Genomic DNA, 25932 nt, shown 5'->3' with positions numbered 1-25932 from the left:
ACGCACCATGAAACATTTCCGCATATTGATCTTCCTGGCCGGCTGTATGACAGTTATCATCAGCTGCAGAAAAGATTACGAAGTTATTCCACTCGAAAAGGTAACCATCGAGTATGTATTTGACCAGGATGATTCACTGGGTACCTATGCCAACAAATTTCTCAACAGTATCTATTCTAAACTTCCCGGTGGCTACAACCGCGTGGGCGGCGATTTGCTCGACGCCGCATCGGACGATGCCATTTCCGGTTTGGTGGGTACTTCCGCGGTATCGCAGCTGGCAACAGGCGCGTACACTTCCTATGCGCCTGTCGCAGATGAATCGCCCTGGAACAATTGCTACGCCGCCATTCGTGCTGCGAGTCTTTTTGTATCCAACATCGATGTATCACCCGTAAAAGAAAAATTACCCAACGGCGCCTCTATCCGCTACGCATGGAAAGCAGAAGCCCGCTTTATCAGGGCCCTGTTTTATTTTGAACTGCTGAAACGCTATGGTGGTATACCATTGATGGGAGATAAAGTAAGAGAATTGGGAGATGATGTACAGATACCACGCAGCTCTTTTTCAGACTGTGTAAACTATATTGTAAGCGAATGCAATGCCATCAAAGACAGCCTGCGGCCCAATCCTGTTGTGGCGCCGGAGCTGAACAGCCATCGTGCTACCAGGGGCGCTGCACTGGCTTTAAAAGCGCGCGTGTTGCTATACGCGGCCAGTCCCTTGTTCAATGGACAAAATATTGAGGGCAATAATCCGCTGACAGGTTACAACAGTTATGATAAAGCCCGCTGGAAACAGGCTGCAGATGCCGCCCGTGAACTGATCAATGAAAGAACTTTTTCGTTGGTGCCCAATTTCAAAGACGTATTCATCACCCAAAACAACAGTGAGGTTATCTTCTTCCGCCAGGGGGGAAACACTACGGAAATTGAAAGTACCAACGGACCGGTAGGTTTTGCCGCGGTAGCGAGAGGGCGCACCAACCCCACCCAGGAACTGGTAGATGCCTTCCCTACCAATGCCGGGTTGCCCATCACCGATCCTGCATCCGGCTACAACTCCAATGATCCCTATGCCCGCCGCGATCCGCGCCTGGCCATGAGCATCCTGTACAATGGTGCACGCTGGCTGAATACAGAACTGCAAACATTTCAGGGCGGTCAGCACAGACCGGGCGGCGCAGAACCCGGCACGCAAACATCTTATTACATGCGCAAGTTCATGGGCAACTTTGAAAATGCCACGCAATACAGCAACACCAGCCACGACTGGATCATCCTGCGCTACACGGAAGTACTGCTCAATTTTGCCGAAGCAGAAAATGAGTCTAACGGCCCCACGGCAGAAGTATACCAGGTGCTGAAAGACCTGCGCGCACGTGCAGGTGTCGCAGCCGGCAGTAATGGTATGTACGGACTTAAAGAAAATATGACAGCAGATGAAATGCGCAACATCGTGCGCAACGAAAGAAGGATAGAACTGGCCTTTGAAGAACACCGCTTCTGGGATATCCGCCGCTGGAAAATTGCGCAGCAGGTGTATGGAAAATCACTGCATGGCATGAACATCATCAAGGATGGACCAGCCTTTAACTACAACGTGGCAGCAGTATTCAAACCCGTGTTTATAGCGCCCAAAATGTACCTGTATCCCATTCCATACGATGAAGTGGTGAAGAATGATAACATGCGTCAGAATCCGGGCTGGTAAAGTCATATTCCTTACAAGAAATTTAACTGACTGAAGATGAAAAATATTATACTGTTTCTCCTGCTGCTGGTTGTTGCACCATTCTTCGCAACGGCCCAGCAAAAAAATATAAGTGGTACCGTGAAAGATGTGAATGGGGTACTGCCCGGCGCTTCTGTTTCGGAAAAAGGCGTACCCACTAACGGCGTGATAGCGGATGCCAATGGCCGGTTTAAACTCGCGCTGAAAGGTAGTTCTCACACATTGATCGTAAAACTGATCGGATTTTCCGCCCAGGAAGTAGATATAGCCGGCCGCGATGCGGTGGATGTAGTGTTGCAGTCTTCCACGCAAGGCATCGATGAAGTAGTGGTGGTAGGGTTCAATACCGCTAAACGTATCACCAGCACCGGCGCGGTAAGCGCTATTACCGGCGCTGAAATCAGGAACGTACCCACCGCCAATGTGCAGAATGCACTGATGGGGAAGCTGCCGGGATTTGTTTCGCAACAACGTTCCGGTCAGCCGGGAAAGGATGCTTCCGATTTTTTTATCCGTGGCGTTAGCTCGCTTAACAGCGATGGTAATAAACCGCTGATTATTGTAGATGATATCGAATATTCTTACGATCAGCTGCAACAGATCAACGTGAATGAGATTGAAAGTATCTCTATCCTGAAAGATGCTTCCACCACGGCGATATATGGTATCAAAGGCGCCAACGGCGTACTGGTGGTGGCTACCCGCCGCGGTAAAGTGGGACTTCCGCAGGTAAATCTCCGCGTGGAATCAGGGCAGCAGTCGCCGGTTAAAACGCCCAGGTTTTTGAATTCCTATGATGCCGCTACACTCGTAAATGAAGCTTACAAAAACGACGGATTAGCGCCGAAGTTTACCGCCCAGGACCTTGAATTATTCAAAACCGGCGCCGATCCTTACGGACACCCGGATATCAACTGGTATGATGCTGTATTCAAAAAACACGCTTACCAGGCTAATACCAACGTAGATATTTCCGGTGGAACAGAAGCCGTGAAATACTTTATCTCCGGCGGGTTCCTCACACAAAACGGACTGGTAAAAGATTTCTCTGATCCAAGAAACGAAGTGAATACAAACTACTTCTTCCGCAGGTATAATTTCCGCTCCAATCTCGATATGCGTGCTACCAAAACATTAACCATGCGGCTTAATCTCACCACCCGTTTCGGTGACATTAACCAGCCGCGGTCAGCCAACGTGGTATCGGAAGTATACAACTTTGAAAAAATACATCCCTACTCCGCACCATTAATGAACCCCAACGGCAGCTACGCTTATGCTGTGGATACAAAGGATGCTTTGCCCACACTCAACGCGCGGCTGGCCAACGGCGGCTACAGCCGCACCAAAAGAACGGACTTCGATGTGCTGTACGACATCACACAGCAGCTCGATTTCCTGACGAAAGGATTGTCGCTCACAGGCCGTGTGGCATACGGCGGCATCGAACAGTATGCAAGAAATTTATTCCGCGAAGCAGAACCGCCGTCGTATTATTATAACCCGGCGGATCAGTCGTACACGCTCGATCCCCGCGGCAACTACCGCCTGCAGAAATACAGGGTAACAGGTAATACTGACCTCTACAGCCGGAATGTGAATACACAGGCTTTCCTTAGCTACAACCGTATTTTCGGCGATCATACCTTTAACGCGTTAGCGCTGTATAACAGGCAAAGCTATACGTCGAAGGCAGATATTCCTGCCAACTTCAGGGGCTTCTCCTTTAAGGCAGGCTACAACTACAAACAGAAATACCTGCTCGATTTTAATGGCGCCTACAATGGCTCCGACAGGTTCCAGGCGAAGAAACGCAACGGCTTCTTCCCTGCTGTGGGAGTGGGCTGGAGCATTTCGGAAGAACCCTTCTTTAAACGTAACAACAGCTTTGTAAGTCTCCTGAAAGTGCGTGGATCATACGGCGTGGTTGGTTCCGATGTTACCTCCGGTAACCGTTACCTGTACCGCCAGGAATATATCAATGGCGGCGGTTATTCTTTTGGGGAGAATGATACGCAATCCGGCTCCATCTATGAAGGCGATCTTGGCAATATGGACGTGAGCTGGGAAAAAGCAAAAAAGGCAGACGTAGGGATCGATGTAAATCTTTTTAAAGACAAACTATCTTTTACGGTAGATTATTTTCACGATATCCGCTTCGATCAGCTGGTACGTAAAGGCTCTGTACCCAACATGATAGGCATTGGCTACAGTCCCACCAACGTGGCCAGAACCAGCAACCAGGGCTTCGACGGGCAGATCAACTACCGGGGAAATATCCGCCAGGTGAACTTTAATACCAGCCTCGTATTCCAATACTTCAAAAATAAAGTACTGTTTAAAGATGAAGCACAGCCCGCCTATCCCTGGCTGCGGCAAACAGGACTACCCATAGATCAGCCATTCGGCTACACCTTTATTGGTTTCTACACACCCGAAGATGTTCAGAAGATCCAGGCCAATACGCATGATAAACCCGCCACACCACTCAGCGAATATCCCATCCAGGCGGGCGATCTCAAATACAAGGATATTAACGGCGACGGCATAATTGATAACAACGACCAGGGGCCTATTGGCAAACCCAATCTGGCCAGCACGGTGCTGGGGCTTACGCTTGGCGCCAATTACAAAGGCTTCAGCATCAACCTGCTGTTCCAGGGTTCTTTCGGATACAGCTTTAGTGTTGTAGGCACTGGTATTGAAACTTTCCAGAGCCAGTTCCAGCCAATTCACCAGCAGCGATGGACACCGGAAAATGCAGATAAAGCGCAGTTCCCGCGACTCACCAGTAACCCTACTACCGTAAACAGTGCGCGTACATATATGTCGGATTTCTGGCTGATAGATGCGCGCTATGTAAGGCTGAAAACGGTGGACCTGGGCTATCAGCTGCCCAGCCGCTGGCTGCCGGGCCGGTTGAATAATGCGCGTGTGTACCTGAGTGCGTATAACCTGTTTACATGGACCAACTACGATAAATACCAGCAGGATCCCGAAGTGGCAAGCAATTCCGCCGGTGATGCCTACATCAATCAGCGCGTAATAAACCTGGGTCTCCAAATCAGCTTTAAATAAATAATCTTATGAACAAGATGCTATTGCTATTGATCACCGGCGGCATTTTCACTTCCTGTGTGAAGAACCCGCTCAGTGGTTATCAAAGCCAGGAACGCGCCATCATCTCTTTCCGGCTGCCGGAAGGCCAGGTGGGTACTTCAGAGATAGTAAACGGAGCAGATTCTGCTACCGTTACCGTTTGGGTAGAAGATGATGCGGACCTGAGCGCCGTCAGTCCTTTGGTAATGGTGTCTAAAAACGCCACGGTACTGCCGGCGCCGGGCGTAAAGGTGGATTTTTCTGCTAACAATAACCGTTATGCTTACCGGGTTACTTCCGAATCAGGGGAGCAAAAATACTGGTATGTGCGCATCCTGAAAAAGAACCAGGCCACAACCGGCCCGCGTTTGCAACTGCTGCAGAACAATGGTAAGTGGAACCCGGCGGTAACGGTATACAGCGATCTTGATTACAACGATTATCTCACGCGCTACCAGGGGTGGAACGGCGGCGATGGCTGCTACTCGGTATTACTGCCGGATGGCCGTCTCTTATGGTCATTCCAGGATAGCTTCTTCGGACAGGTAAGCGCCGACCGTAACCGCACCAACAACGTGATGCTCCGCAACGCTGCACACCTGCAACTGGATACCTCATTGCAAAGTTTTGTTCAGCTTAACCCAGGTTCAGGCAATGCCAGTCAAACCTGGATCAAATATGGCACCGCTCCCGAAGATCAGGACTGGTACTGGCCCGGCGCCGGACAGGTATATAATAATAAAGTACAAATGCTGTTAAGTCATGTTAAGAAAACCGGCAGCGGCACCTGGGATTTTGCACACGTAAGCACAGATCTCGCCATTTTCGATTTACCTTCCATGCAGCTGAACCAGTTGATCCAGGATAAAGATGTACTCAGCAACTACAGCGCCGGCAGCATGAAAGCCCCCGACGGCTATACGTATATGTACAGCACCGAAAATGGTTTTCTCACCTCCTCTATGTACGTAGCACGCGCCGCTAATCATGATCTGACAGGAACCTGGGAATATTACAACGGAACCGGATGGAGTACCACCCCGGTAAAGTATAATGTTTGTAATGACATCAGCCAGCCGAATGTGTTCTATAAAAATGGTAAGTATTACCTCGTATCACAGCAAATTATCTTCGGACTGGATATCTATATTCTTGAATCAAATACGCCGGTAGGACCGTGGACGAATAAACGGACACTGTACCATATCCCGGATCAATACAGCGTAGGTTTCATCAGTTATAATTCGTTTGTGCATCATGCATTAAGCAGGGAAGGGGAGCTGGTAATTTCTTACAATATCAATCCTACTGATTTTTCTACCAACTTCAACAGTCCTGGTAGTGCAGACAGGTACCGGCCGTATTTTGTACGGGTGTTTAACTGGCAATAGTATTTCCCTGGAAAATTGGCTTTATTTTCGCTCTTTTATATGAATTCCGGAAAATAGAGTGAAATTAAAAGGCTTTTTACCATTGCTATTCCTTAAATAATTTAAAAAGGTGAGCGGCATTTATGTAATGAGGTATTGAATGCCGTTCACTCACTTTTAGCACCCCCGTTTCACTTATGGGGTCGTATAGTCTACAACGCCGGATATTTTTTCGTCTGTAAAGCCCTGTGGTAAAGGGTTCTGTGATCAAGTCCACGTCCCCTCCACGTCCCCTCTGGGTTATCTCCATGTATTAAGCATGTACTAAGTATATGCTAAGCGTATGCAAAGTAACCATGAAGCACCCTATAGTCAATGTTTAAGCACGCTGTATTCAGCGCGTAATTCCCGTTAATTACATATCGATTGTAGCATATGTATGCTGAATCTACTTTGCTTTCTTTAATTTAGTGGCAGAAAAAGAGTGAATTTGATAAGGGATAATTCCTATAGTGACCTGGAACTGATAAGCATGCTGAAGAGAGGCGACGTGACTGCATTCGATTTGCTGTATGGCCGTCATTGGTCCGGCCTGTACCAGGCTGCTTACTACCTGTTGCGCGATCAGGCCGCCTGTATGGATATCGTACAGGACATTTTTGCATGGCTGTGGGAAAAGCGGGAACAGCTGGATATAGAGGCGGTGCCTTCCTACGAGGATTAATTTTGCCGCTCTGTTATGATAAAAAAAAAGTGACCCACTTTTATACGCCCTTCTATTTCTAATTTGCTTATTTAAGTTTATTGTTATATTATTATTGGAGTACAATATACTTTATACCATTGAAATGGTTAACCCTATTAAAATATTATTGATCTATGTCCCCTTTCCGCTTCTATAAACAACTGAATAAAATGGATTGCGGTGTGGCCTGCTTACGCATGGTATCCAATTACTATGGTAAACACTATAACACGGAAATTTTGCGAAAGATAACCGGCTTTAATAAAGAAGGAGTATCATTATTGGGTATCAGCGAAGCCGCGGAAGAAATTGGTTTTACAACGACTGGCGTACAGTTAACTTACGAACAACTTACAAAAGATGTTCAGTTGCCTTGTATTTTGCATTGGAATCAAAATCACTTCGTTGTCTTATATTCAAACTCCAATTCGAAAAGCAACAAGAAAATAAGAATTGCGGATCCTGAAACCGGAATAGCTACCTATACAGCTAAAGAATTTCAGCAACATTGGATCTCTTCGACAGAAAATGGAGAAGAAACTGGTATAGCATTATTATTATCACCAGGGCCTACGTTTTCAAAAATGGACCATGAAGAAGAGTCTAAACTTGCATGGTTACAATTACTGCAATACCTAAAGCAACATCGGTGGAAAATTGCGCAGGTGTTTATTGCATTATTGATTACCTCTTTATTACAATTAGCTTTTCCATTCCTTACAAAAAGCATTGTTGACAAAGGCATTAACGCAAAAAACTTCTCCTACCTTACCCTTATATTAATTGCCCAATTAACACTCGTATTTAGTCGCACCATAGTTGACTTTATACGCAGCCGTCAATTGTTGACTATTTCTATAAGTATCAACTTATCTATTCTGTCTGATTTCTGGGCAAAACTGATAAGGTTGCCGCTTTCTTATTTTGACAACCACCACACAGGTGATACATTGCAACGACTCAACGATAATAAACAGATACAAAGTTTTTTGACTGGTTCAGCAATAACAACGTTATTCTCGCTATTAAATTTCGCTGTCTTTACTATTGTATTGCTTACATACAGTTTTAAAATATTCTTTATTTTTTGCATCAGCAGTATTTTATATATTCTGTGGATAAAGCTATTTCTTGGAATTCGTAAAAAAATCAACCATCAAACTTTTCACCTATCTGCAAGGGAAAATAACGCAACACTGCAATTGGTACAGGGCATGCAGGAGATAAGATTAAACAGCGCCGAACATTTAAGACAGGAAGAGTGGACAGAAATACAGCAAGATATATTTAAGCTGAATAAAAAAAGTCTTATATATAACCAATTTCAGCAGGCTGGTGCATTGTTAATCAGCCAGGGAAAAGACTTTGTGATCACCTTTACAGTTGCTCAGCTTGTGATACAAGATAAGTTGACATTTGGTGTAATGTTGGCTGTACAATATATCATTGGTCAGCTAAGTAATCCAATTGAACAGCTCATTACATTTATCCAGGGTGCGCAGGATACCAAGATCAGTTTGGAACGATTAAATGAGATACATCAAAGGAAAGATGAGGAAGACCGTTATACAACATATATCACACCGCCTGGGAGCAAAGATATTTATATAAACAATCTTTCTTTCACTTATCCCGGTGCCGGTAATACACCTGTATTAAACGATATCAATTTACATATTCCAGAAGGAAAAGTAACTGCTATTGTTGGTATGAGTGGTAGTGGCAAGACCTCTATATTAAAACTGCTTTTAAAGGTATATGACGAGTATAAAGGAGAGATAAAAGTTGGGGAAAGTGATTTCCGGTGTATTCAACCATCCTACTGGAGAAAACAATGTGGCGCAGTATTGCAGGACGGCTATATTTTTAATGATACTATTTCCCGGAACATTGCTGTAAGCGAAAAAGTTCCTGAACATTCAAAATTGATAGCATGTGCTGAAATTGCCAATATACTCCCTTTCATAACATCTCTTCCAAACGGATTTAATACCCAGCTGGGATCTGAAGGAGTGGGGATTAGCCAGGGACAGCGACAACGGTTATTGATTGCACGCGCGCTTTATAAAAATCCACAATACTTATTCTTTGATGAAGCCACCAATGCTTTAGATGCTAATAATGAAAAAGTGATTATAGACAATCTGCAGACATTTTTTGAAGGCAAAACAGTAATAGTTATAGCGCATCGCCTAAGCACGGTAAAAAATGCAGATAAAATAATTGTATTACATCAAGGCAAGATTGCGGAAGAAGGAACGCATTTGCAATTATCAGCATTAAAAGGAAGATACTTTGAACTAGTGCAAAATCAATTGGAGCTTGATCGATAAAACATTCCTCAAGCCCAGTATTGAAAAAATAAAAATTTGTTATTTATTCAATTATCGTCTATATTAGATACAGTGGTGGAAATTGACTGCTATTAAAAAGTTAACTCAATCCGTTGCGATCCCATACCGATAAGTGATGTTTGTTTCTACGCTCACGGGTAAGTAATTCCATATATCTTAACTCAATACAGTACTCATAAAAGCTCAAATTGTTGACCTATGGAGACTCCTATTGCCCGTACTATGCAGCTTATACGGCATCTGCAGGTTCCTGTAACTGCTACCAGCATCAAACAGGGATTGAAAGAACATCCTGATTTTCCCAGTTTACTAGCCGTCAGTGATGTACTTAAAACATGGGAGATTCCCCATGCAGCCTACTGGGTTTATCATACTGATATTGGACAAGTCCCTGTTCCATTTATTGCCCATCTCTCTGATCAGGGCGGCAAATTTATATTTATCAAAAAAGTTGATAGACAGTATGTTACAGTCGAAGAAAAGAAGAACAAAGAAAGGCGGATCCCTATTGAAACATTTAATGCGGATTTTACAGGACATATATTAGTAGCTGGAGTAGCGCCAAATGCGGGAGATCCTGATTATACTCAAAACAGAAGAAAAGAGATACTCAATTCTCTGCGCATGCCCTTTATACTGATTGGATTTCTCGCCATTCTGCTCTGTTCTTTAGTCTCTTACTCTACTTATCTAGCTGATCTCACGTGGCAAACCTCCCTTGTGTCTGTATTTAAAATGACGGGGCTAATTGTTTCGGTATTATTGCTTATTCAAAGTGTTGATGCAAATAACCCTATTATTCAGCGATTCTGTTCAGGTAAAAAAAGCAATTGCAATCTAATACTGGCATCTAAAGCAGCTAAGTTTTTGGGAGGAACATTAAGTTGGTCAGAAGTTGGATACTTCTATTTTTCAGGCACATTGTTATTATTCCTGTTTAATACCAGCTCATTAGCACTCATGCAATTGATGGCAATATTTAATATTTTAGCTCTTCCCTACACTTTTTATTCTATCTATTATCAAGCCCGTGTTGCAAAACAATGGTGTATTTTATGCAGTTCAATACAAGCTTTATTATGGCTTGAATTTATTTTATTGATTCCTTCCCTTTTACAACCATATACTTTCCCCAATACCACTGAATGGGTTCATTTGTTGCTAAGCTTTTTGTCTCCTGTAATATTGTGGGTATTTATTAAACCATTTATCTTCACTTCTCAACAGGTATCTCCCCTAAAACAGCAACTGGCAAGCTTTAAATCAAACCAGGAAATATTTATTAAATTATTGGCAGAGCAAGAAGAGCATATTTTGCTTCACGAGGCTGATTCAGTAATAATGGGTAATGCTACATCAGATACTATAATTACCATTGTGCTTGGCCTGGATTGCCCTCGTTGTGTTGAAGCCTATAAAACTGTAAGGCAGTGGCTTGATAAAGGCAGTGATTTTAAACTGCAGCTTGTTCTTGCTTCGCATGCTGATAGCAATGACTCGGAAATTACCAGGCATATTATATCCTTGAATATTGATAATAAAACATTGCTCACAAAAGCGCTGAGTGACTGGTTTGAACAGAAACAAAAGAATTACGCGGCCTGGGCTGCATTGTATCCCACAAACGAAATCAACAACGCGAATATTATTATAGAAAAACAAAAAGCGTGGTGCAAGTATATTAGACTTAGATACACCCCATACATTTTGATTAATGGACATAAGCTTCCTGAACCCTATAAATTAGAAGATATCCGATTTTTCATTTAATAACCATTTAAAATTTAAACATCATGGAAAAATTATCGTTCAGACAACTATCAAGAGAACAGTTAAAAACTGTTTATGGTGGACAATCGAGCTTTGATCAATGCGGTGGAGATATAACGTGCCCGGGTAACTTATGCTGTAGCGGCTATGGATGGTGTGGCGATACCGTGCCGTATTGTGGATATGGAACGGATTCGTGCACCCCTGGCTGTCAAAGCGGGCCTTGTATTCACTGCTAGTTTAGACATCTTATGGGGGCAATTGAAAGCCCGTAAGTCTGCAGTTGCCCCCAAAGATATGGTTGCAATTATAAAAGAAAGAATGGTGCAAGCATATTAGTCTAAAATATACTCGTTATATTTTATTAAAGGGTATAGGCTCCCAAATTTCTACAAATTATAGGATTTCCGATTTTCTATTTAGTAATGATTTCAAATTTAGACATCATGGAAAAATTACCTTTCAGACAGCTTTCAAGAGAACAATTAAAAAAAGTTTATGGTGGACAATCTAGCTTTGAGCAGTGTGGTGAGCAGGGAGGCGGAGCATTATGCCCGGATGGACTATGTTGTAGCGCTTTAGGATGGTGCGGTAGTACATCTGACTATTGTATTGAGGATTGCGGGTGCCAGAGCCAATGTACCTCGCCCTGCTTCTCTGAATAAGGGGCATTTGAAACTGAAATCAAAGTAGTGGACAGCTACAAGGTGAAGGGGCTCCCCACCAAGTTTGTTATGGATGGCAAAGGTAATATCCGCTTCCGTTTCACCGGCTTCAGTGGTGGTGACGATGTGGCTGTAGCAGAAGTATCAGCCATGATCACACTGGCGAACCAGCAATAATTAAATACAATCAGGCTTCCTGCCAATAGAATAAAAACCGCGGAGTGGTATCACTTCGCGGTTTTTATTTACTACTAAGATGAGTACCCATAGCTATCCTGTGTAAAATTTGTTAATAAAAGGTTACGAAAAAACGATACATTCATAGTCAACCAAAATCAACTGCTGCTATGAGAAATCCAGTTCTTACCGGATGCCTTATTCTGTTATGCCTGTTTATAAGCATATTAACCAATGCGCAGGTAACCACTGCCACCCTGAGTGGTACTATTCAAAGTAAGGAAGGCAAACCACTGGCCGGCGCCACCGTAAAAATTGAATACCGGGAAGCGGGCATCAGCAAAGTCATTATTACCCAGAATAATGGCTCCTTCCAGGTACCTAACCTCCGGGTAGGCGGGCCTTACAAAGTGACCGCTTCTTTCGTGGGTTATTCAGAAAAATCGGAAGAGAATATTTTCCTTGAACTGGGGCAAAACACAGCGCTGGACTTACAACTGGAACTCAGCTCTGCAAACCTGTCGGCCATCACTGTTACCGGCCGTTCCAAAATTTTCGATAACCAGCGTACAGGCGCCTCTTCCAATATCAGTTCGCGGCAATTGCGTCAATTGCCAACCATTTCCCGCTCCGCGGACGATTTTACGAGGCTTACTCCCTCCGCTTCCGCAACGATCAACGGTACCTCTTTCGCCGGCCGCAACGGGCAATACAACAACTATTCACTCGATGGCGCCGTATTCAATAATCCCTTTGGCCTGGATGCGCCTACACCCGGCGGACAAACAGGCGCTCAACCCATTTCCCTGGACGCTATTGACCAGATACAGGTGAACCTGGCGCCCTATGATGTAACCCAGGCGGGCTTCACCGGCGCCGGCGTTAACACCGTTACCAAATCAGGTACCAATACTTTTGGCGGTACCGTTTATGGTTTTTATCGCAACCAGGGCATGACCGGCAAAAAAGTGGATGGCAACAAAATCGCGGTACCCGACCTCACACAGCTACAGGCCGGCTTTGCAGTGGGAGGCGCCATTGTTAAAAACAAGCTTTACTACTTCGCCAATTTTGAAACGGAACAACGGGAAGATGCCGCCAGCAGCTATGTGGCACGCACCGCCAGCAACGGCAACAATAACAATACTTCCCGTGTGCTGGAATCAGACCTGATAGCCGTAAGCGATATCCTGCGGGATAAATTCGATTATGAAACCGGTCCCTGGCAAGGCTTTAATCTCAAGCAAAAAAATTATAAGTGGCTGGCAAAACTGGATTGGGTGATCAACGAAAATCATAGCCTCGCTTTTACCTACAATGGCCTGCAGGCAACGAAAGAAAAACCAGCCCATCCCAACGCCATCCGCGATCGTGGCCCCGATTACCAAACCTTGCAATTCAGGAATTCCGGTTATGAAATCGAGAATAGATTGCAGTCGTTCGGTGCCGAGTTGAAGTCCAACTTCGGCAACCACTACGCCAATAAGCTGAGAGCGGTGTATACCACCTTCAAGGATAAGAGAACGCCTTTCTCAGAACCCTTTCCTGTACTGAATATCACCAAGTATGGTACCATGTACATCGTAGCCGGGCATGAACCGTTTTCCATCAACAACCGGCTGAACCAGGATGCTTTCCAGGTAACAGATAATTTCAATATCATTCTTCCAAAACATACTATTACGGTTGGAGGATCTTATGAGTCCTTTAAATTCGGGAACTCGTTTAACCTCACCGGTTATGGCGCCACCCTTTTCAGTGATGCCGATATCCAGGTTTTCAAAGACAGCGTTCCGGTGAGCGGCAAATATGTTTTTGGCGCATATCCCCTGGATGTTGATGTAGCGGCCGCAAGAGCCGCAGGCGCCGCCGATAAATGGAACTGGTATTACATCACTGTGGCACAGTTATCAGCCTATTTGCAGGATGAATGGAAAGCGTCCGATAACCTGCGCGTTACCTTCGGTCTCCGGATGGATATTCCGCTTTATATGAATTCCTCTTTTCAATCGCCGGACGGCAAAAAAACTTCGCCAACCATTCCTAATAATGATAACCTGACCCTCTTTGATGAACACGGAGAACCGGTTACAAACGGCCAGGGGAAACAACTGGATAATACCAGGCTTCCTTCGTCCAAGCCCCTGTTATCCCCGAGGATTGGTTTCAACTGGGACGTAAAAGCCGACAAGAGCCTGCAGTTAAGAGGCGGTTCCGGTCTCTTTACCGGCCGCTTTCCGTTTGTTTGGATTGGTAACCAGATCGGTAACCCCACTTCCGGTTTTTATTGTGCCACCGACCGCGATTTTAAATGGCCGCAGATCTGGCGGACCAACATCGGCGCCGATATTAGAGCCGGACTGGGAACCATCTTCAGTGTGGATGTAGCCTACTCGAAAGATGTAAACGCCATGATGGTAAGAAACTACAAACTGGGTACGCCTACCGGGTCACTGAACAGCGGCATCGGTGATACACGAAGCATTTATAAAGACACCGACAAAGGCGCTGTGAATGCGTATATTTTCACCAATACAAAAACAGGCGATCAGTTCAATACCAGCTTTACCGTTCAGAAAACGTTCAGCAACAACCTGTTTTTATACGGCGCCTATAATTACCTGGTGTCGCGCGATGCAAGCTCTATTTCAGCAGAGATCAGCGGCGACGCATTCGACCGGAACCCTATCCTCAATAACGCCAACGAGGCCAGGAATACGCCTTCCCTCTATGGAAACACGCACCGATTCGTAGTAGCCGCCAGCAAAAAGTTCAACTACGGAAAAGGTAAATATGCCACCACCGTTTCCCTCTTCGGTAACTGGAGCAGTGGCAACCGCTTCGCCTATATCTATGGAGGAGACATCAACAACGATGGTACTACCAGCAACGACCTGCTCTACGTCCCAAAGAATAGCGAAATCGACTTAATGCAATTTGCGCCCCTTACTGACGTAAACGGTGTAGTGCAGAATGCCGCAGCCCAGAAAGCAGCGTATAAAGCATTCATCGAACAGGATCATTACCTGAGAAGCCGGCGGGGCATGTATACCGAAAAATATGCAGGAGTAAGCCCCTGGTTCAGCCAGGTGGATATGCGCGTATTACAGGACTTTTATTTTAAAACCGGGGAGAAAATCAGGACAGTGCAAATCAGCCTGGATGTAGTTAACCTCGGTAACCTGATCAGCAGTAAATGGGGCGTCCGGAAGTATGCGAGCAACTCGGGGTATTTCCAGCCGATATCTGTAACGGGCGTAACCAATGGAGTACCCACTTACCAGTTCGATCCTTCCCTGAAAGAAACCTTTATTGCCAGCCCGGATTTGTTAAGCCGCTGGCAAACGCAGCTGGGGTTGCGGTTTATATTCTAGCGAAGCAGGATTGGCAGGAATCTTTAAATAAGTAAGTAAAAGGAAGCTACCTCGTTAATAAATGAGGTAGCTTCTTTCTTTATGTTTAGTTATTTGGGATAACAAATGAATGACAGGCCGGCTACTCTATCAAAAATTTAACAGACAGATAGTAGTATTGATCCGTAACCGGTCTATATGTGAGGTTTTCTTCAGATCCTGGTTCAGGAGAACTAAGATCTGTAACCGTAATAGCCGCGCCTAGTTTTCTATTGATTGCCTTTGCAATGCTGGCGGCCTTTTCTTTGCTGTCGCTAAATGCGGTCTCATATAGTTTTTTACTGTCTTTAACAGGCTTAAATTTTGACCTTGTGCTTATTATATTAACTACAACTCCGTTTGCCAATTTTGCAACTTTCAAAAGTTCTTCTTTGGAGCGTGTTTCAAATGTGTATAAGCTGCCTTCCCTGTAATATTGCAACGTCTGATAACCCATTTTATCTTCTTTAAACCGGCTTTCCTCAAAACCTGCTGCTTTAGCCTGGGCAAAGAATGCCTTCTTAATATCTTCATAAGTTTTCTTCCCATCATCTTCTCTCAATTCGTCTATTATTGCAAAATCTATCAGGTAGGATTCAACTTCCCGGTCTATTTTGGCAATACCCCTCACTTCGATAGAGCTTTCCTTTTCCTGGGAGTAGCCATTTAATGCTGCAACCAATATCATTGCAGCCAGTAGTATTTTTTTCATTGGTTTATTTTTGACTTACTGGAAAATATATACTTACGCGATCGTAAATATTAAAGAAGCTGCGATCATCCATACACCTACGATAATGCCCAGTATTCCGAGTTTCCCTTGTTTTGGAGCAATTTTCGCCCTGATCTGTACTGCCTTTTCCATGGCTTTTTCACTTTTGGAAAGGAATAATTTGGTGATGAGCGGATATCCGAGTAAAAAACCCAGGCAGGCTTCTACCAGGCTGCCAGCCACTAACGTTCCCCACCAGATGGGTGCTGCTGTAAGCCAGCCCATATGCAGTACGGCGGTTACTATACCCCAGATTCCCCAGAAACAGAAAATAATTCCTATCCATCCCTGGTATGGTTCCACTTTTTCCAGCAGTTCCTTTGCGTTGGGCTTTCTTGACAGTAACAGGGAAGGGACAGCGATGATGCTTAATAAGATCAATGAGATTCCGTAAATCATAGTTATTATTTTTTAGTATTAGAAATGAAAATTGCGAAAATGATGAACAGCATTACCAGGCCGGAACCTGTAAACAGGTACCAGGGGATCTTTGCCTGTTTTTTAAGGTCGCCGGCTTTTGCATGTAAGTCAGGCGGCATTTCGTTGCTGGTTAGGGCCTGCCGGCAATTGCTGCAAATGCTGTAAGTTTTTTTATAAACGGGGAATGCAGGGATCCAGAACACATGGAAGTAAACGCAGCTCGTTTGTATGTACAAACTTTTCCTTTGTGAACAATGATTACAGGAGTGCTGATGCGCAGGCTCCAGGCTGATCTTCTTTTCCCTTATTCCAAAAAAAACTATCATGCTGTTTTATTTGAAACAAAGGTAGACCTGCACGTTGTGGGCAACAACATGGTTTCCAGTGAAAATCAATACCCTGTTTTCAGGGGGTTAGCTGAGTAGTCCCAGCTTAACGGCATACCGGGTGAGTCCTGCCAGGTTGCGTACTTTTAATTTGAGGATAAGTGTTTTGCGGTAGCTTTCAATGGTGTGTTTGCTTAAAAAGAGTTTATCGGCAATTTCCTGGGTGGTGTATTCTTCTGCAATTAATTTCAGTACATCCTTTTCCCGCGAGGTAAGCATTTCAAGGGTTTCTTTTTCCTTATAGAAAGCACTGTTGAGGTAACTCTGTTTTACGGCGTCTGAAAAGTACTTTTCACCTTTCAGGATCATTTTAATCGCTTTAAGAAATTCGTCTGAATCTGCGTTTTTTGATAAAAAGCCATCTACCTGGTGCTGAATAAGGGCATCAATCATATTATTGTCCGTATGCATGCTCACCACCAGTGTGCTGATTTCCGGTCTTTTTTCTTTGATGTGATTATTAAGCGTTATGCCATCCACATCCGGCATACTGATATCCGTGATTACCAGGTCTACCTGCTCCTCCGGATGTTGATCCAGGTAGTTCATCACCAGTTTGCCATTGTGTGCATAATACAGAACATGCAGGTCGCTCTCTTTTTCTATGAGCCTGATAAGACCTTCCAGGAATAATTTGTGATCATCTGCTAGAATAATATTATGCTTCATACCACTCTGGTTTTAAGGATATTTCAATATCTATTACTGTGCCTTTCGATGGGAATGAGTCAATAGAAAGCGCCCCATCGAATAATTTTAACCGCTCCCGTATATTCTGGAACCCAATGCCATGTTTGGTTGTTTCTACAGAAAAACCTTTGCCATTGTCTTCAAACAGCAGCTTTAGCAAGCCATCGATCTTCGTCAGTTGTATTTCAACTTTCGATGCCTGGCTGTGCTTTTGTGTATTGGTGATCAGTTCCTGTATTATCTTATAGATCTCCACTTTCAGCGTAGTGCCAATCAGGTCTATTTCTTCCCTGGGATAAGCCTGGAAAGATATCTTAGCGTTCCCCGGAACATCAAATTGCCTCAGATAGCCGGCAATCAGTTCTGTAAATCCTGTATTGTTGAATTTCTGCGGAATGAGATCATGCGAAAGATCACGCACCTGGACGTAGGTGTCATCAATCTGTTTTATTACCTCTTTTAATCCATTCACACTACCCTGGTTCGACAGGCGAAGCTTAATGGCGGCCAGGTTCCCGCCAATACTGTCATGCAATTCTTCCGCTATCCGCTTTCGTTCTTTTTCCTGTCCGCTCACAGAAGCTTTCAGCAGTGCCAGTTCTTTATCTTTTAACAGCACCGCAATTTTTTGCTGATTCATTTCATCCATTGTTGCATTCAGCTTGCTTTGTGCCTGCAACTTCTGATAATACATATACAGCAGGCCGATAACGGGTAACAGGATCACCAGGAATCCAATTAACAGGCTATATTTTATTGTTTTCTGGTGTTGCAGTTCGTTTTCTTTATTTAATATCTCTTTTTCTTTCTGGACAGTCTGGTATTTTATTTCCAGCTCATTGATCTCTTTTTTATTTTGCAGGTTTAACATTTCCCTGGAGATGCCCATATACTGCGTCATGATGGCATAGGCATTTTCATAGTCGCCGGTAGCTGCATGCACGGTTCGCAGGCTGTTCAATGCCTTCAGCTGTGCTTTCATGTCGTTCCACTGGATAGCATTTGTATATACCAGTGAAAGTAAGCGTTTGGCATCTTCATATTCCTTGTTGATAATAAGCAGATCACCCAGTCGTTGTCCTGCGTTAATATAGATATCAAAAAACTGTTGGGCTTCTGCATTATTTTTTACTTCGTTGTATATGGAAAATGCTTCTTCCGTATGCTGATTAAGTTCAGCGATAATGCCCAGGGCCAATTTTGTCTGAAGCTCGTTTTTTAGCTGGTGTTCCTGCCGGAAAAATAAGAGCGCCTTTTCAGTATACGCTTTCGCCGTGGCCAGGTCTTTTTTCTCCAGGTAAATTATACCCAGTTGCTGATACGCAATATGTATCAGTTGCTCATCGTGGGAGGTATTCAGCAGATCGTTGTATGCTTCAATCGCTTTGTTGTATTCGTTCCGCGCAAAATATACATTTGCTATGCCCAGTTTATTTTCGTTAACAGCCGCATTATCGTTCAACGCTTCTGCACACCTGATCCCTTCCAGGTAATAACGCAGCGCTTCATCATGCAAGCCCTGTTCGCTATAAGCTTTCGCTAAAGTATGATATAGTGTGGATTGATAGGAAAGCTTGTCGTGATCCTTCACCGCACTATTGTTTACCGCATCGATCATCTGCCGGGAATAAAAGATAACCGAGTCTGTTGTTCCGTGAGCAGCATGGAATGCCGTTAAAGACTGTGTGGCAAGCATTCTGGCTTTAATATCACCGGCCTGCTTCAGATGCTGCAATAACGAGTCAGGGGTTTTTACCGGAAGATTACCAAACCCCACAAAGGCTCCCTGGTTTTGCGCCAGGCAGGAAATAGAAACCAGGAGAAGACAGATAGAAAGCAACGCTCTTTTATTCATTCGCTTAATGCTGATATGATACCATTGTGTTTTGTTTCAAACATGGAAGATAATTAAACAATCCAATCCTGACAAAAGCCGCTCATTTTTACTGAATTGAATATTTTTTCTGCTGATAGGTCCTAAATGCCCGGTTGCACGTCTGTTTTTACGAAATGCCACGTTTGAAAAGATGAAACAAATGAAACATATTGGATTGCTGATCCTTAGCCTGCTGCTATGCCTCCTCGCTTCAGCGCAACGCGTAAAAATTATTTTCGATACTGATATGGATTCCGATGTGGATGATGTGGGCGCCCTGGCGATGCTCCACGGTTTCGCCAATATCGGGGAAGCGGAAATACTGGCGGTGATGGTGTCCAGTCTCAATCCGTGGTCGCCGGGAGCAGTGGATGTGATCAACACTTATTACGGCAGGCCGGAGATTCCAATCGGTGCTGTGCAGCGGTTTGGCGTGTACCATAAATCAAAATATGCCCGCCGGCTTTGCGAAGAATTTAAGCCAAACGCCAAATTGGGCGAGGATATGCCGGAAGCCACCACGCTGTACCGGAAGATCCTCGCATCACAACCGGATACAAGTGTGGTGGTAGTGACGGTGGGCGATCTGACCAATCTTTCCAAACTGCTGGAAACGGAAGCAGACCAGTTTAGCAGCCTGAAAGGAATTGACCTGGTAAGAAAGAAAGTGAAGCACCTGGTATGTATGGGAGGCAGGTACCCCGCAGACCAGGACCCGAGACCCTGGGGGAATTTCAAGTCCGATCCGCGTTCTACCCAACATGTTGCTGCAGCATGGCCCACCCGCATATATTTCACCGGCGGTGGCGCTTTCGCCGACAGCGTGCCTACCGGGAAAGTTTTTTTCAATGAAAAATATAAACACACCCCGATGGCTCATGCGTACAAACTGTTCCTTGAAAGCTGGAAAAGAAACTGGCATCACAGCGCTGATCTCATTGCTGTTTATGTAGCGGTTAAAGGCCCCCGGCCTTATTTCCGGCTGGAAGAACGGGGGTATAACCATATTTTCGAAGACGGAACGAATTTGTGGCGTTTCGCGCCAAACGATGAGCGGCACCACCTGGTCAGTGAATTCGCCGGGGGAGTTGATCCCACGGCGATTGCCGAAAGATTCGATTCACTGATGGTGATACCCGGGCAGGCGAAATAATCTACAGCCCCAGCAATCTCTCCGCATTTCCGCCCGCTATCTTCGCTACCTCTTCAGGAGGCAGCGGAATGCTTTCCAGCAGTTGCTTTCCTGCTTCGTTTGTGCTGAAAGGATAATCTACTGAAAACATGACATTATCGATACCAAAAGTTCCCAGTGCAGCCATCAGTGGAGGTAATGTAAAAATCCCGCTGGTGGTAATGTGTACCTGGTCGCGCAGGGTTTGACTGACAGAACGCTGGTGATAACCTGTGCTGCTAACATTGAATTTTTCATCCAGCCGGGACATCATCATCGGTATCATTTCTCCCATATGCCCAATGATGATCTTTAACCGGGGATACCGGTCTAATGTTCCGGTGATAATTAAACGTAGTACCTGCAGGGCTGTTTCAGCATGCCATCCCCAACCGCCGCATGCGAGCATAACTCCTGTTGATCCCGGCAGATCGTTGTAATAGGCTTCGGCCACCGTTTCAGGCGGCATGCCGGGATGCAGGTAAAGGGGCATCTGTAATTGTTCCGCTTTTTGCAGCAATGGCCTGAATTCCGGGAGGTCCAGGAATTTACCATTTGTAAGTCCGTTGATCAGGGCGCCACAGAAATGATGTTCCTCTTTTGCTCTTTCCAGCTCGTTTGCCGCCGCCTCCGGGGAAGACATCGGCAGATGTGCGAATGCTTTAAACCGGGTAGGATGGGCGGCAATTTTTGCGGCAAGGATATCATTGTACCTGCAGGCAAAGTTCAGCGCTTTCCGTGTTGGTAAACTTTCTGCGCCCCTGCCTACTACAGACAATACCTGCATGTCAATACTGTTATCGTCCATCGATTTTAAGCGGGTGTCACTGATGTCGGCGAGTTGCTCTACTGCCTGCTTAGGTAGCGGCCATTGCTGTATCTCATGGGCAAACTCAGGTAAGGCAATGTGTTCTTCTAATGATATAATACGCATAGCTGATTGAATTGAGCTACAAAAGTCCAGCTATTCAGTAGGTATATTATTGATCCTGATCAAATAATCGTATGCCGGATTTTATTCTGCTGAGGGCCTCCTGGGTAATATTGAGATAGTTTGCCACCAGCTTATTAGGTAAACGGAGCACCATCTGGGGATTTTCTTTCAGCAGCAATTGATAGCGCTCCCGTGGATTTAGTGTAATAAGATCTTCCAGTCGCCTGGTATTGGTTAAATAGGCAGATTCAAGAAAACCACGATAAAATATTTCCCAACCGGGAATAGTATCCAGGAGGGAGTAAAAATCCTCGCGGTGGATATACAGCAATTCCGATTGCTCAATAGCCTGTGTGTCTTCTTTGAGCAATGTACCATCAATAAAAGATGTTAGCGAAGTAGAGAAGGAGTTTTCGAAAGCAAACCGGCGTGTGGCTTCTCTTCCGTCGGGTTTTATAAAATACACCCGTAAGCATCCTTTGTTTACGAAAAACATACGTCTCGATGGTTCTCCTGTTCTTCCTACCAGCTCATTCTTTTTTGCTTTCAGGAGGTTAAAACAGGATAGCACCTTCTGCAAATTGGCTTCACTTAATTGAACCCTGTCTGTAATATATTTAGTCAGCTGTTCATACATACGGCAATATACTAAGGTAAAAGCGCATTTAACTGTCCATTATCTTTATCCAGTTTTTTACTATTTTCTGAAGATTAGCTTTGTGCTTTTTTATCTCCTCCACTGGCTTCACGTTATACTCCTGCATTTCTTTACTGGGTCATCTTCACTCCTGATTTGGCTAATCAGTCTAATAAAGTATACAAAAATAATTTAGAAATGAGTACAGTAATATAGCCTTATGAATTAATAAGGAAGTATTTTTCAGTGAATATATGTCATGAAAAAGTCATGAGATGTCTTGGTCGAATCTGCTTTTTTGCTTTGTTTTTCAATAGCCGTTTGATTTTTCGTTTTAAACGCATGTGTGAATAAGTTAATGTAAATAACACATTTTGCATACTAAATACAATGATATTTGTAAGCAAAAATTGACTACATTTAATCTCGCCAGACTAAAGTAATTCCGTCTAATTATTTATGCGCCTGCATTCCTAAGTAAAATGTTGTGAGTCGAGATCTGTAATTATTTTTTTATCAACCAAACCAATGACTTATGATGAAGTCAAAAAGATGTTTATTTCGAATCATTATTGCCCTTGCGGCAATCTGTAGTCCGTTCCACACGTTTGCACAAACTTCAAGAGAAGTCACCGTGAGGGTAACAGATGGAGCCAACCGGAGCCCACTTTTGGGCGTGAACATTATCGTAAAGGGTACAAAATCGGGTGGTACCACCAATGCGGAAGGACAGTTAAAATTAAAACTGAAGGAGAACGACGTATTAGTTGTTTCTTTTACCGGTTATGGCACCGCACTGGAAACGGTTGGTGGAAGAAACGTAATCGATGTTGTGCTGTCTTCCAAAGAATCTGCTTTAGGAGAGGTAGTAGTAGTCGGCTATGGTACACAAAAAAAGGTGAACCTTACCGGCGCTGTTTCCACCATAGATGCTAAAGCTATTGAAGGCAGGCCAGTAAGTAACCTTGCCAGTGCGTTGCAGGGAACTTCGCCCGGATTGATTGTTACACGAACGTCAGGACAGCCCGGAAGCGAAAACGTTGCTCTGCAGATCAGAGGCGCTACTTCAGCCAATGGTAATGTTGACCCACTGGTACTCCTGGATGGAGTAACGGTTCCTATAAGCACATTGCAAACCATGAATCCTGAAGATGTTGAAACCATGAGTGTGCTGAAGGATGCCGCCGCAGCCGCCATATATGGAGCGCAGGCTGCCGGTGGCGTTATATTGATTACCACCAAGAAAGGTAAATCAGGGAAAACAGTTTTTGAATATTCCGGCAGATATGGGAAAAGCTGGATGCAGGATGTTCCGCAAAGAATGTCTTTGCTGGATGAAGCTACTTTTGCAAACCTGTCTAACAAAAATGCTGGTATCGGCCCTTCTTACGATTCAGCTACACTGGAATATATCAGGAAGGGTATCGAATATTTCGTTAACCCGGCAGATACCAGTCAATATATCTATCTCAATCAGAAGAGCTTTGTGGATCAGTTAATCCGCGACTTTACCACTATGCAAACACACAACATTTCTGCCCGTGGGGGTTCGGATAAGATAAACTACATGGCTTCTTTTGGTTTTATGGATCAGAATGGCGCTTTTAAAATTGGCCCCGATAAGCTGAAACGATATAATGCACGTATCAATATTGGCGCGCAATTATCCGATTATCTTTCCATGGACGCGAGGATGGCTTATTCAAATTCAGATCAGGAAGCTTCTTCGCAACCCGCTTCTTACTTAATGAATATGACATTACGTTACAGGCAGCGGTGGCCTATATTTACTCCGGACGGAAAGCTTAGTGGCGCTGGTGGCGGATCCGCCAACATGGCTTATGCGTATTTGAAAGAAGGTGGCTATAATAACTATAAGAACAACAACTTTGACGGGGTTGTAACCTTTAAGCTGGCTAATTTAGTAAAAGGGCTGCAAGCCAGGGCTGTATTAGGCGGACAATATGTAAGGGGAGACAGGGACTTGTTTAATAGAACTGTAACCACCTGGCAGCGTTACACGCCTACCTATTATTTGAATACCCCCAACTCATATGAAGTAACAAATGACTTAACTACCAATAAGAACGTGCAGCTGATATTGGATTATGATTTACACCTCGGGAAAAATCATGATTTTCATATAATGGGTGGTTATCAGTTTGAAGATTACAGGTATTCACAGGTATATTCAACTGCCAGAAGCCTCGCGAGCAATGATATTCCGGCACTAAATCTCGGAGATGACGCTACCAAAACCAATAGTCAGTCTATAAGTACTTACGCGAATCAGTCTTATTTCGGCAGACTGAATTATAGCTATTTCAGCAGATACCTTTTTGAGGCTACAATGAGGGTGGATGAAAGCTCAAGACTGGCACCCGGATTAAGAACAAAAGCATTTCCCGCCGTTTCCGCAGGCTGGAACATTAACAAAGAAAACTGGTTTCCACAATCAGAACTGATTTCGGCACTTAAGTTAAGAGCATCATGGGGGCAGCTGGGAAGCGCGTTGGCCAGTATTATTGGCAACTACGATTACCTGAATATGCTCGCCAGGGCCAACTCGCTTGTTTTAGGCGGCACCAGGGCTATGTACTTTTATCAAAATGTAGTCCCTTCTTCCAGCCTGGCATGGGAAACCGTGGAAACGACCAATGGCGGTCTGGATCTGGGTTTGTTTGGAAGCAAATTGACCGTTTCAGCTGACTACTACGTTAAGTACAATCGTAACATGCTTACCCCACAATTGCTGCCTTCTACATTTGGAGTAAACACGCCCAGGAAAAATAACGGCGAATTAAAATCATGGGGCTGGGAATTAGAAGTTCAGCATAAGAATAAGCTTAATGAAAATTTCAGTTACAATATTGGATTTAACCTGTCAGACAATAGGAACAAGCTGTTACACTATGCAGGGCAGAAAGTAATATCAGCCGGCATTGTAAATATTCTGGAAGGATATCCGCTTAATTCTATCTGGGGATATAGAACCAACGGTTATTTCCAGTCTGCTGACGAGGTACACAACGCTGCATTTCAAAATGCGTTAACAGGTCCGGGAGATGTTAAATATGTGGATATCAACGGTGATAAATTAATTAATGTAGGAAAGGCAACCCCGGAAGATCATGGCGACCTGGTTTATTTGGGAACAGACCAGCCGAGATACACTTTTGGTATTACCGGTGGATTTGCCTGGAAAGGAATTGACTTCTCCTTTTTCTTCCAGGGAGTAGGCTCAAGGACCTTTTATCCCAGTTCCGAATACATCAACCCCCAGGATGCACAATGGAATAATCCAATGTCTTTTCAAAAGGACTACTGGACAGAGGATAACAGGAATGCTGCATTTCCACGGCCGTTCCTGGGTGGAGGACATAACTACCTGAAATCGGATAAATGGGTGTTAAACGGAAGATATGTCCGCCTGAAAAACCTGCAGATCGGATACTCCCTGCCAACTACATTTATTCAGAGAATAAAAATATCCAATGCCAGAGTATTTGTAACAGGTCAGGATTTGCTCACCTGGTCAGATCTTGGAGTTTTCAAAGGTGCATTCAGCCCTGAATATAGCAATGAGGAAGGATACCAATATCCTTTGTACTCAAATATGTCTATAGGTTTAAATATCACCTTTTAGGATCATTGGTTATGTATTTCCTTAAGCAAACAATCATTAAGATGAAACTACTTAAATTTCGAAATATACTTTTCATTTTGGCGCTGCTCTCAT

At 44.3% G+C, this 25932-nt stretch carries 17 protein-coding genes; 10 read left to right on the top strand and 7 right to left on the bottom strand.

Annotated features, from left to right (window positions below):
* The first annotated feature begins 7 nt into the window (after window positions 1-7).
* The 8 genes from V7S65_RS11720 to V7S65_RS11685 all read left to right on the top strand — a co-directional run bounded on the left by V7S65_RS11720 (window position 8) and on the right by V7S65_RS11685 (window position 15289).
* Window positions 8-1714 carry a RagB/SusD family nutrient uptake outer membrane protein gene (locus tag V7S65_RS11720; protein ID WP_336387015.1) on the top strand — a complete coding sequence of 569 codons (1707 nt, stop codon included), beginning with the start codon at window positions 8-10 and terminating at the stop codon, window positions 1712-1714.
* A gap of 36 nt (window positions 1715-1750) precedes the next feature.
* Complete coding sequence (locus V7S65_RS11715; RefSeq protein ID WP_336387016.1) at window positions 1751-4813, top strand: SusC/RagA family TonB-linked outer membrane protein; 3063 nt, start codon at window positions 1751-1753, stop codon at window positions 4811-4813.
* Window positions 4814-4821: 8 nt separating this feature from the next.
* Window positions 4822-6225 carry a DUF5005 domain-containing protein gene (locus V7S65_RS11710; RefSeq protein ID WP_079473158.1) on the top strand — a complete coding sequence of 468 codons (1404 nt, stop codon included), beginning with the start codon at window positions 4822-4824 and terminating at the stop codon, window positions 6223-6225.
* A gap of 469 nt (window positions 6226-6694) precedes the next feature.
* Window positions 6695-6928 carry an RNA polymerase sigma factor gene (locus V7S65_RS11705; protein ID WP_336387017.1) on the top strand — a complete coding sequence of 78 codons (234 nt, stop codon included), beginning with the start codon at window positions 6695-6697 and terminating at the stop codon, window positions 6926-6928.
* A gap of 155 nt (window positions 6929-7083) precedes the next feature.
* Complete coding sequence (locus V7S65_RS11700; RefSeq protein WP_336387018.1) at window positions 7084-9282, top strand: peptidase domain-containing ABC transporter; 2199 nt, start codon at window positions 7084-7086, stop codon at window positions 9280-9282.
* Between the two features lie 219 nt (window positions 9283-9501).
* Entirely contained in the window at window positions 9502-11073 is a 1572-nt protein-coding gene (locus V7S65_RS11695) for a vitamin K epoxide reductase family protein (protein WP_336387019.1), read from the top strand.
* A 692-nt stretch (window positions 11074-11765) separates the two neighbouring features.
* Entirely contained in the window at window positions 11766-11915 is a 150-nt protein-coding gene (locus tag V7S65_RS11690; protein WP_336387020.1) for a hypothetical protein, read from the top strand.
* Between the two features lie 170 nt (window positions 11916-12085).
* Window positions 12086-15289 carry a TonB-dependent receptor gene (locus V7S65_RS11685; protein WP_336387021.1) on the top strand — a complete coding sequence of 1068 codons (3204 nt, stop codon included), beginning with the start codon at window positions 12086-12088 and terminating at the stop codon, window positions 15287-15289.
* A gap of 121 nt (window positions 15290-15410) precedes the next feature.
* On the opposite strand, the gene V7S65_RS11680 is transcribed toward V7S65_RS11685, so the two are convergent.
* From V7S65_RS11680 to V7S65_RS11660, 5 genes are all read right to left on the bottom strand, one after another.
* Entirely contained in the window at window positions 15411-16019 is a 609-nt protein-coding gene (locus V7S65_RS11680) for an SIMPL domain-containing protein (protein ID WP_336387022.1), read from the bottom strand.
* 33 nt (window positions 16020-16052) lie between these two features.
* Window positions 16053-16478 carry a hypothetical protein gene (locus V7S65_RS11675; RefSeq protein WP_079473161.1) on the bottom strand — a complete coding sequence of 142 codons (426 nt, stop codon included), beginning with the start codon at window positions 16476-16478 and terminating at the stop codon, window positions 16053-16055.
* A gap of 5 nt (window positions 16479-16483) precedes the next feature.
* Window positions 16484-16825 (bottom strand): zinc-ribbon domain-containing protein, encoded by a 342-nt coding sequence (locus V7S65_RS11670; RefSeq protein WP_339545742.1) that lies wholly within the window; start codon window positions 16823-16825, stop codon window positions 16484-16486.
* An 87-nt stretch (window positions 16826-16912) separates the two neighbouring features.
* Entirely contained in the window at window positions 16913-17554 is a 642-nt protein-coding gene (locus V7S65_RS11665; protein WP_336387024.1) for a response regulator transcription factor, read from the bottom strand.
* Window positions 17544-19430, bottom strand: coding sequence for a tetratricopeptide repeat-containing sensor histidine kinase (locus tag V7S65_RS11660; RefSeq protein WP_336387025.1), 1887 nt, complete (start codon window positions 19428-19430; stop codon window positions 17544-17546). The genes V7S65_RS11665 and V7S65_RS11660 overlap by 11 nt, the downstream gene beginning before the upstream one ends.
* A gap of 181 nt (window positions 19431-19611) precedes the next feature.
* On the opposite strand from V7S65_RS11660, the gene V7S65_RS11655 reads away from it, so the two are divergent.
* Window positions 19612-20604, top strand: coding sequence for a nucleoside hydrolase (locus V7S65_RS11655; RefSeq protein WP_336387026.1), 993 nt, complete (start codon window positions 19612-19614; stop codon window positions 20602-20604).
* A 1-nt stretch (window position 20605) separates the two neighbouring features.
* Here the strand turns inward: V7S65_RS11655 and V7S65_RS11650 are convergent, their stop codons facing one another.
* Window positions 20606-21556 (bottom strand): amidohydrolase family protein, encoded by a 951-nt coding sequence (locus tag V7S65_RS11650; protein WP_336387027.1) that lies wholly within the window; start codon window positions 21554-21556, stop codon window positions 20606-20608.
* A gap of 46 nt (window positions 21557-21602) precedes the next feature.
* Entirely contained in the window at window positions 21603-22193 is a 591-nt protein-coding gene (locus tag V7S65_RS11645) for a Crp/Fnr family transcriptional regulator (protein WP_079473167.1), read from the bottom strand.
* 535 nt (window positions 22194-22728) lie between these two features.
* Here V7S65_RS11645 and V7S65_RS11640 point away from each other — a divergent pair.
* Window positions 22729-25839, top strand: a complete 3111-nt coding sequence (locus V7S65_RS11640; protein ID WP_336387028.1) for a SusC/RagA family TonB-linked outer membrane protein — start codon at window positions 22729-22731, stop codon at window positions 25837-25839.
* The last annotated feature ends 93 nt before the right edge of the window (window positions 25840-25932 follow it).

It is taken from the genome of Chitinophaga sp. CCNWYY40 (genome assembly GCF_037483205.1).
Classification (GTDB): domain Bacteria; phylum Bacteroidota; class Bacteroidia; order Chitinophagales; family Chitinophagaceae; genus Chitinophaga; species Chitinophaga ginsengisegetis.
This window is presented reverse-complemented; position numbering and strand designations above follow the sequence as displayed.

Coding starts and splice junctions, on each gene's coding strand:
- V7S65_RS11720 (WP_336387015.1), top strand. CDS start 8: ATGAAACATTTCCGCATATTGATCTTCCTGGCCGGCTGTATGACAGTT.
- V7S65_RS11715 (WP_336387016.1), top strand. CDS start 1,751: ATGAAAAATATTATACTGTTTCTCCTGCTGCTGGTTGTTGCACCATTC.
- V7S65_RS11710 (WP_079473158.1), top strand. CDS start 4,822: ATGAACAAGATGCTATTGCTATTGATCACCGGCGGCATTTTCACTTCC.
- V7S65_RS11700 (WP_336387018.1), top strand. CDS start 7,084: ATGTCCCCTTTCCGCTTCTATAAACAACTGAATAAAATGGATTGCGGT.
- V7S65_RS11695 (WP_336387019.1), top strand. CDS start 9,502: ATGGAGACTCCTATTGCCCGTACTATGCAGCTTATACGGCATCTGCAG.
- V7S65_RS11685 (WP_336387021.1), top strand. CDS start 12,086: ATGAGAAATCCAGTTCTTACCGGATGCCTTATTCTGTTATGCCTGTTT.
- V7S65_RS11680 (WP_336387022.1), bottom strand. CDS start 16,019: ATGAAAAAAATACTACTGGCTGCAATGATATTGGTTGCAGCATTAAAT.
- V7S65_RS11675 (WP_079473161.1), bottom strand. CDS start 16,478: ATGATTTACGGAATCTCATTGATCTTATTAAGCATCATCGCTGTCCCT.
- V7S65_RS11670 (WP_339545742.1), bottom strand. CDS start 16,825: ATGATAGTTTTTTTTGGAATAAGGGAAAAGAAGATCAGCCTGGAGCCT.
- V7S65_RS11665 (WP_336387024.1), bottom strand. CDS start 17,554: ATGAAGCATAATATTATTCTAGCAGATGATCACAAATTATTCCTGGAA.
- V7S65_RS11660 (WP_336387025.1), bottom strand. CDS start 19,430: ATGAATAAAAGAGCGTTGCTTTCTATCTGTCTTCTCCTGGTTTCTATT.
- V7S65_RS11655 (WP_336387026.1), top strand. CDS start 19,612: ATGAAACATATTGGATTGCTGATCCTTAGCCTGCTGCTATGCCTCCTC.
- V7S65_RS11650 (WP_336387027.1), bottom strand. CDS start 21,556: ATGCGTATTATATCATTAGAAGAACACATTGCCTTACCTGAGTTTGCC.
- V7S65_RS11645 (WP_079473167.1), bottom strand. CDS start 22,193: ATGTATGAACAGCTGACTAAATATATTACAGACAGGGTTCAATTAAGT.
- V7S65_RS11640 (WP_336387028.1), top strand. CDS start 22,729: ATGATGAAGTCAAAAAGATGTTTATTTCGAATCATTATTGCCCTTGCG.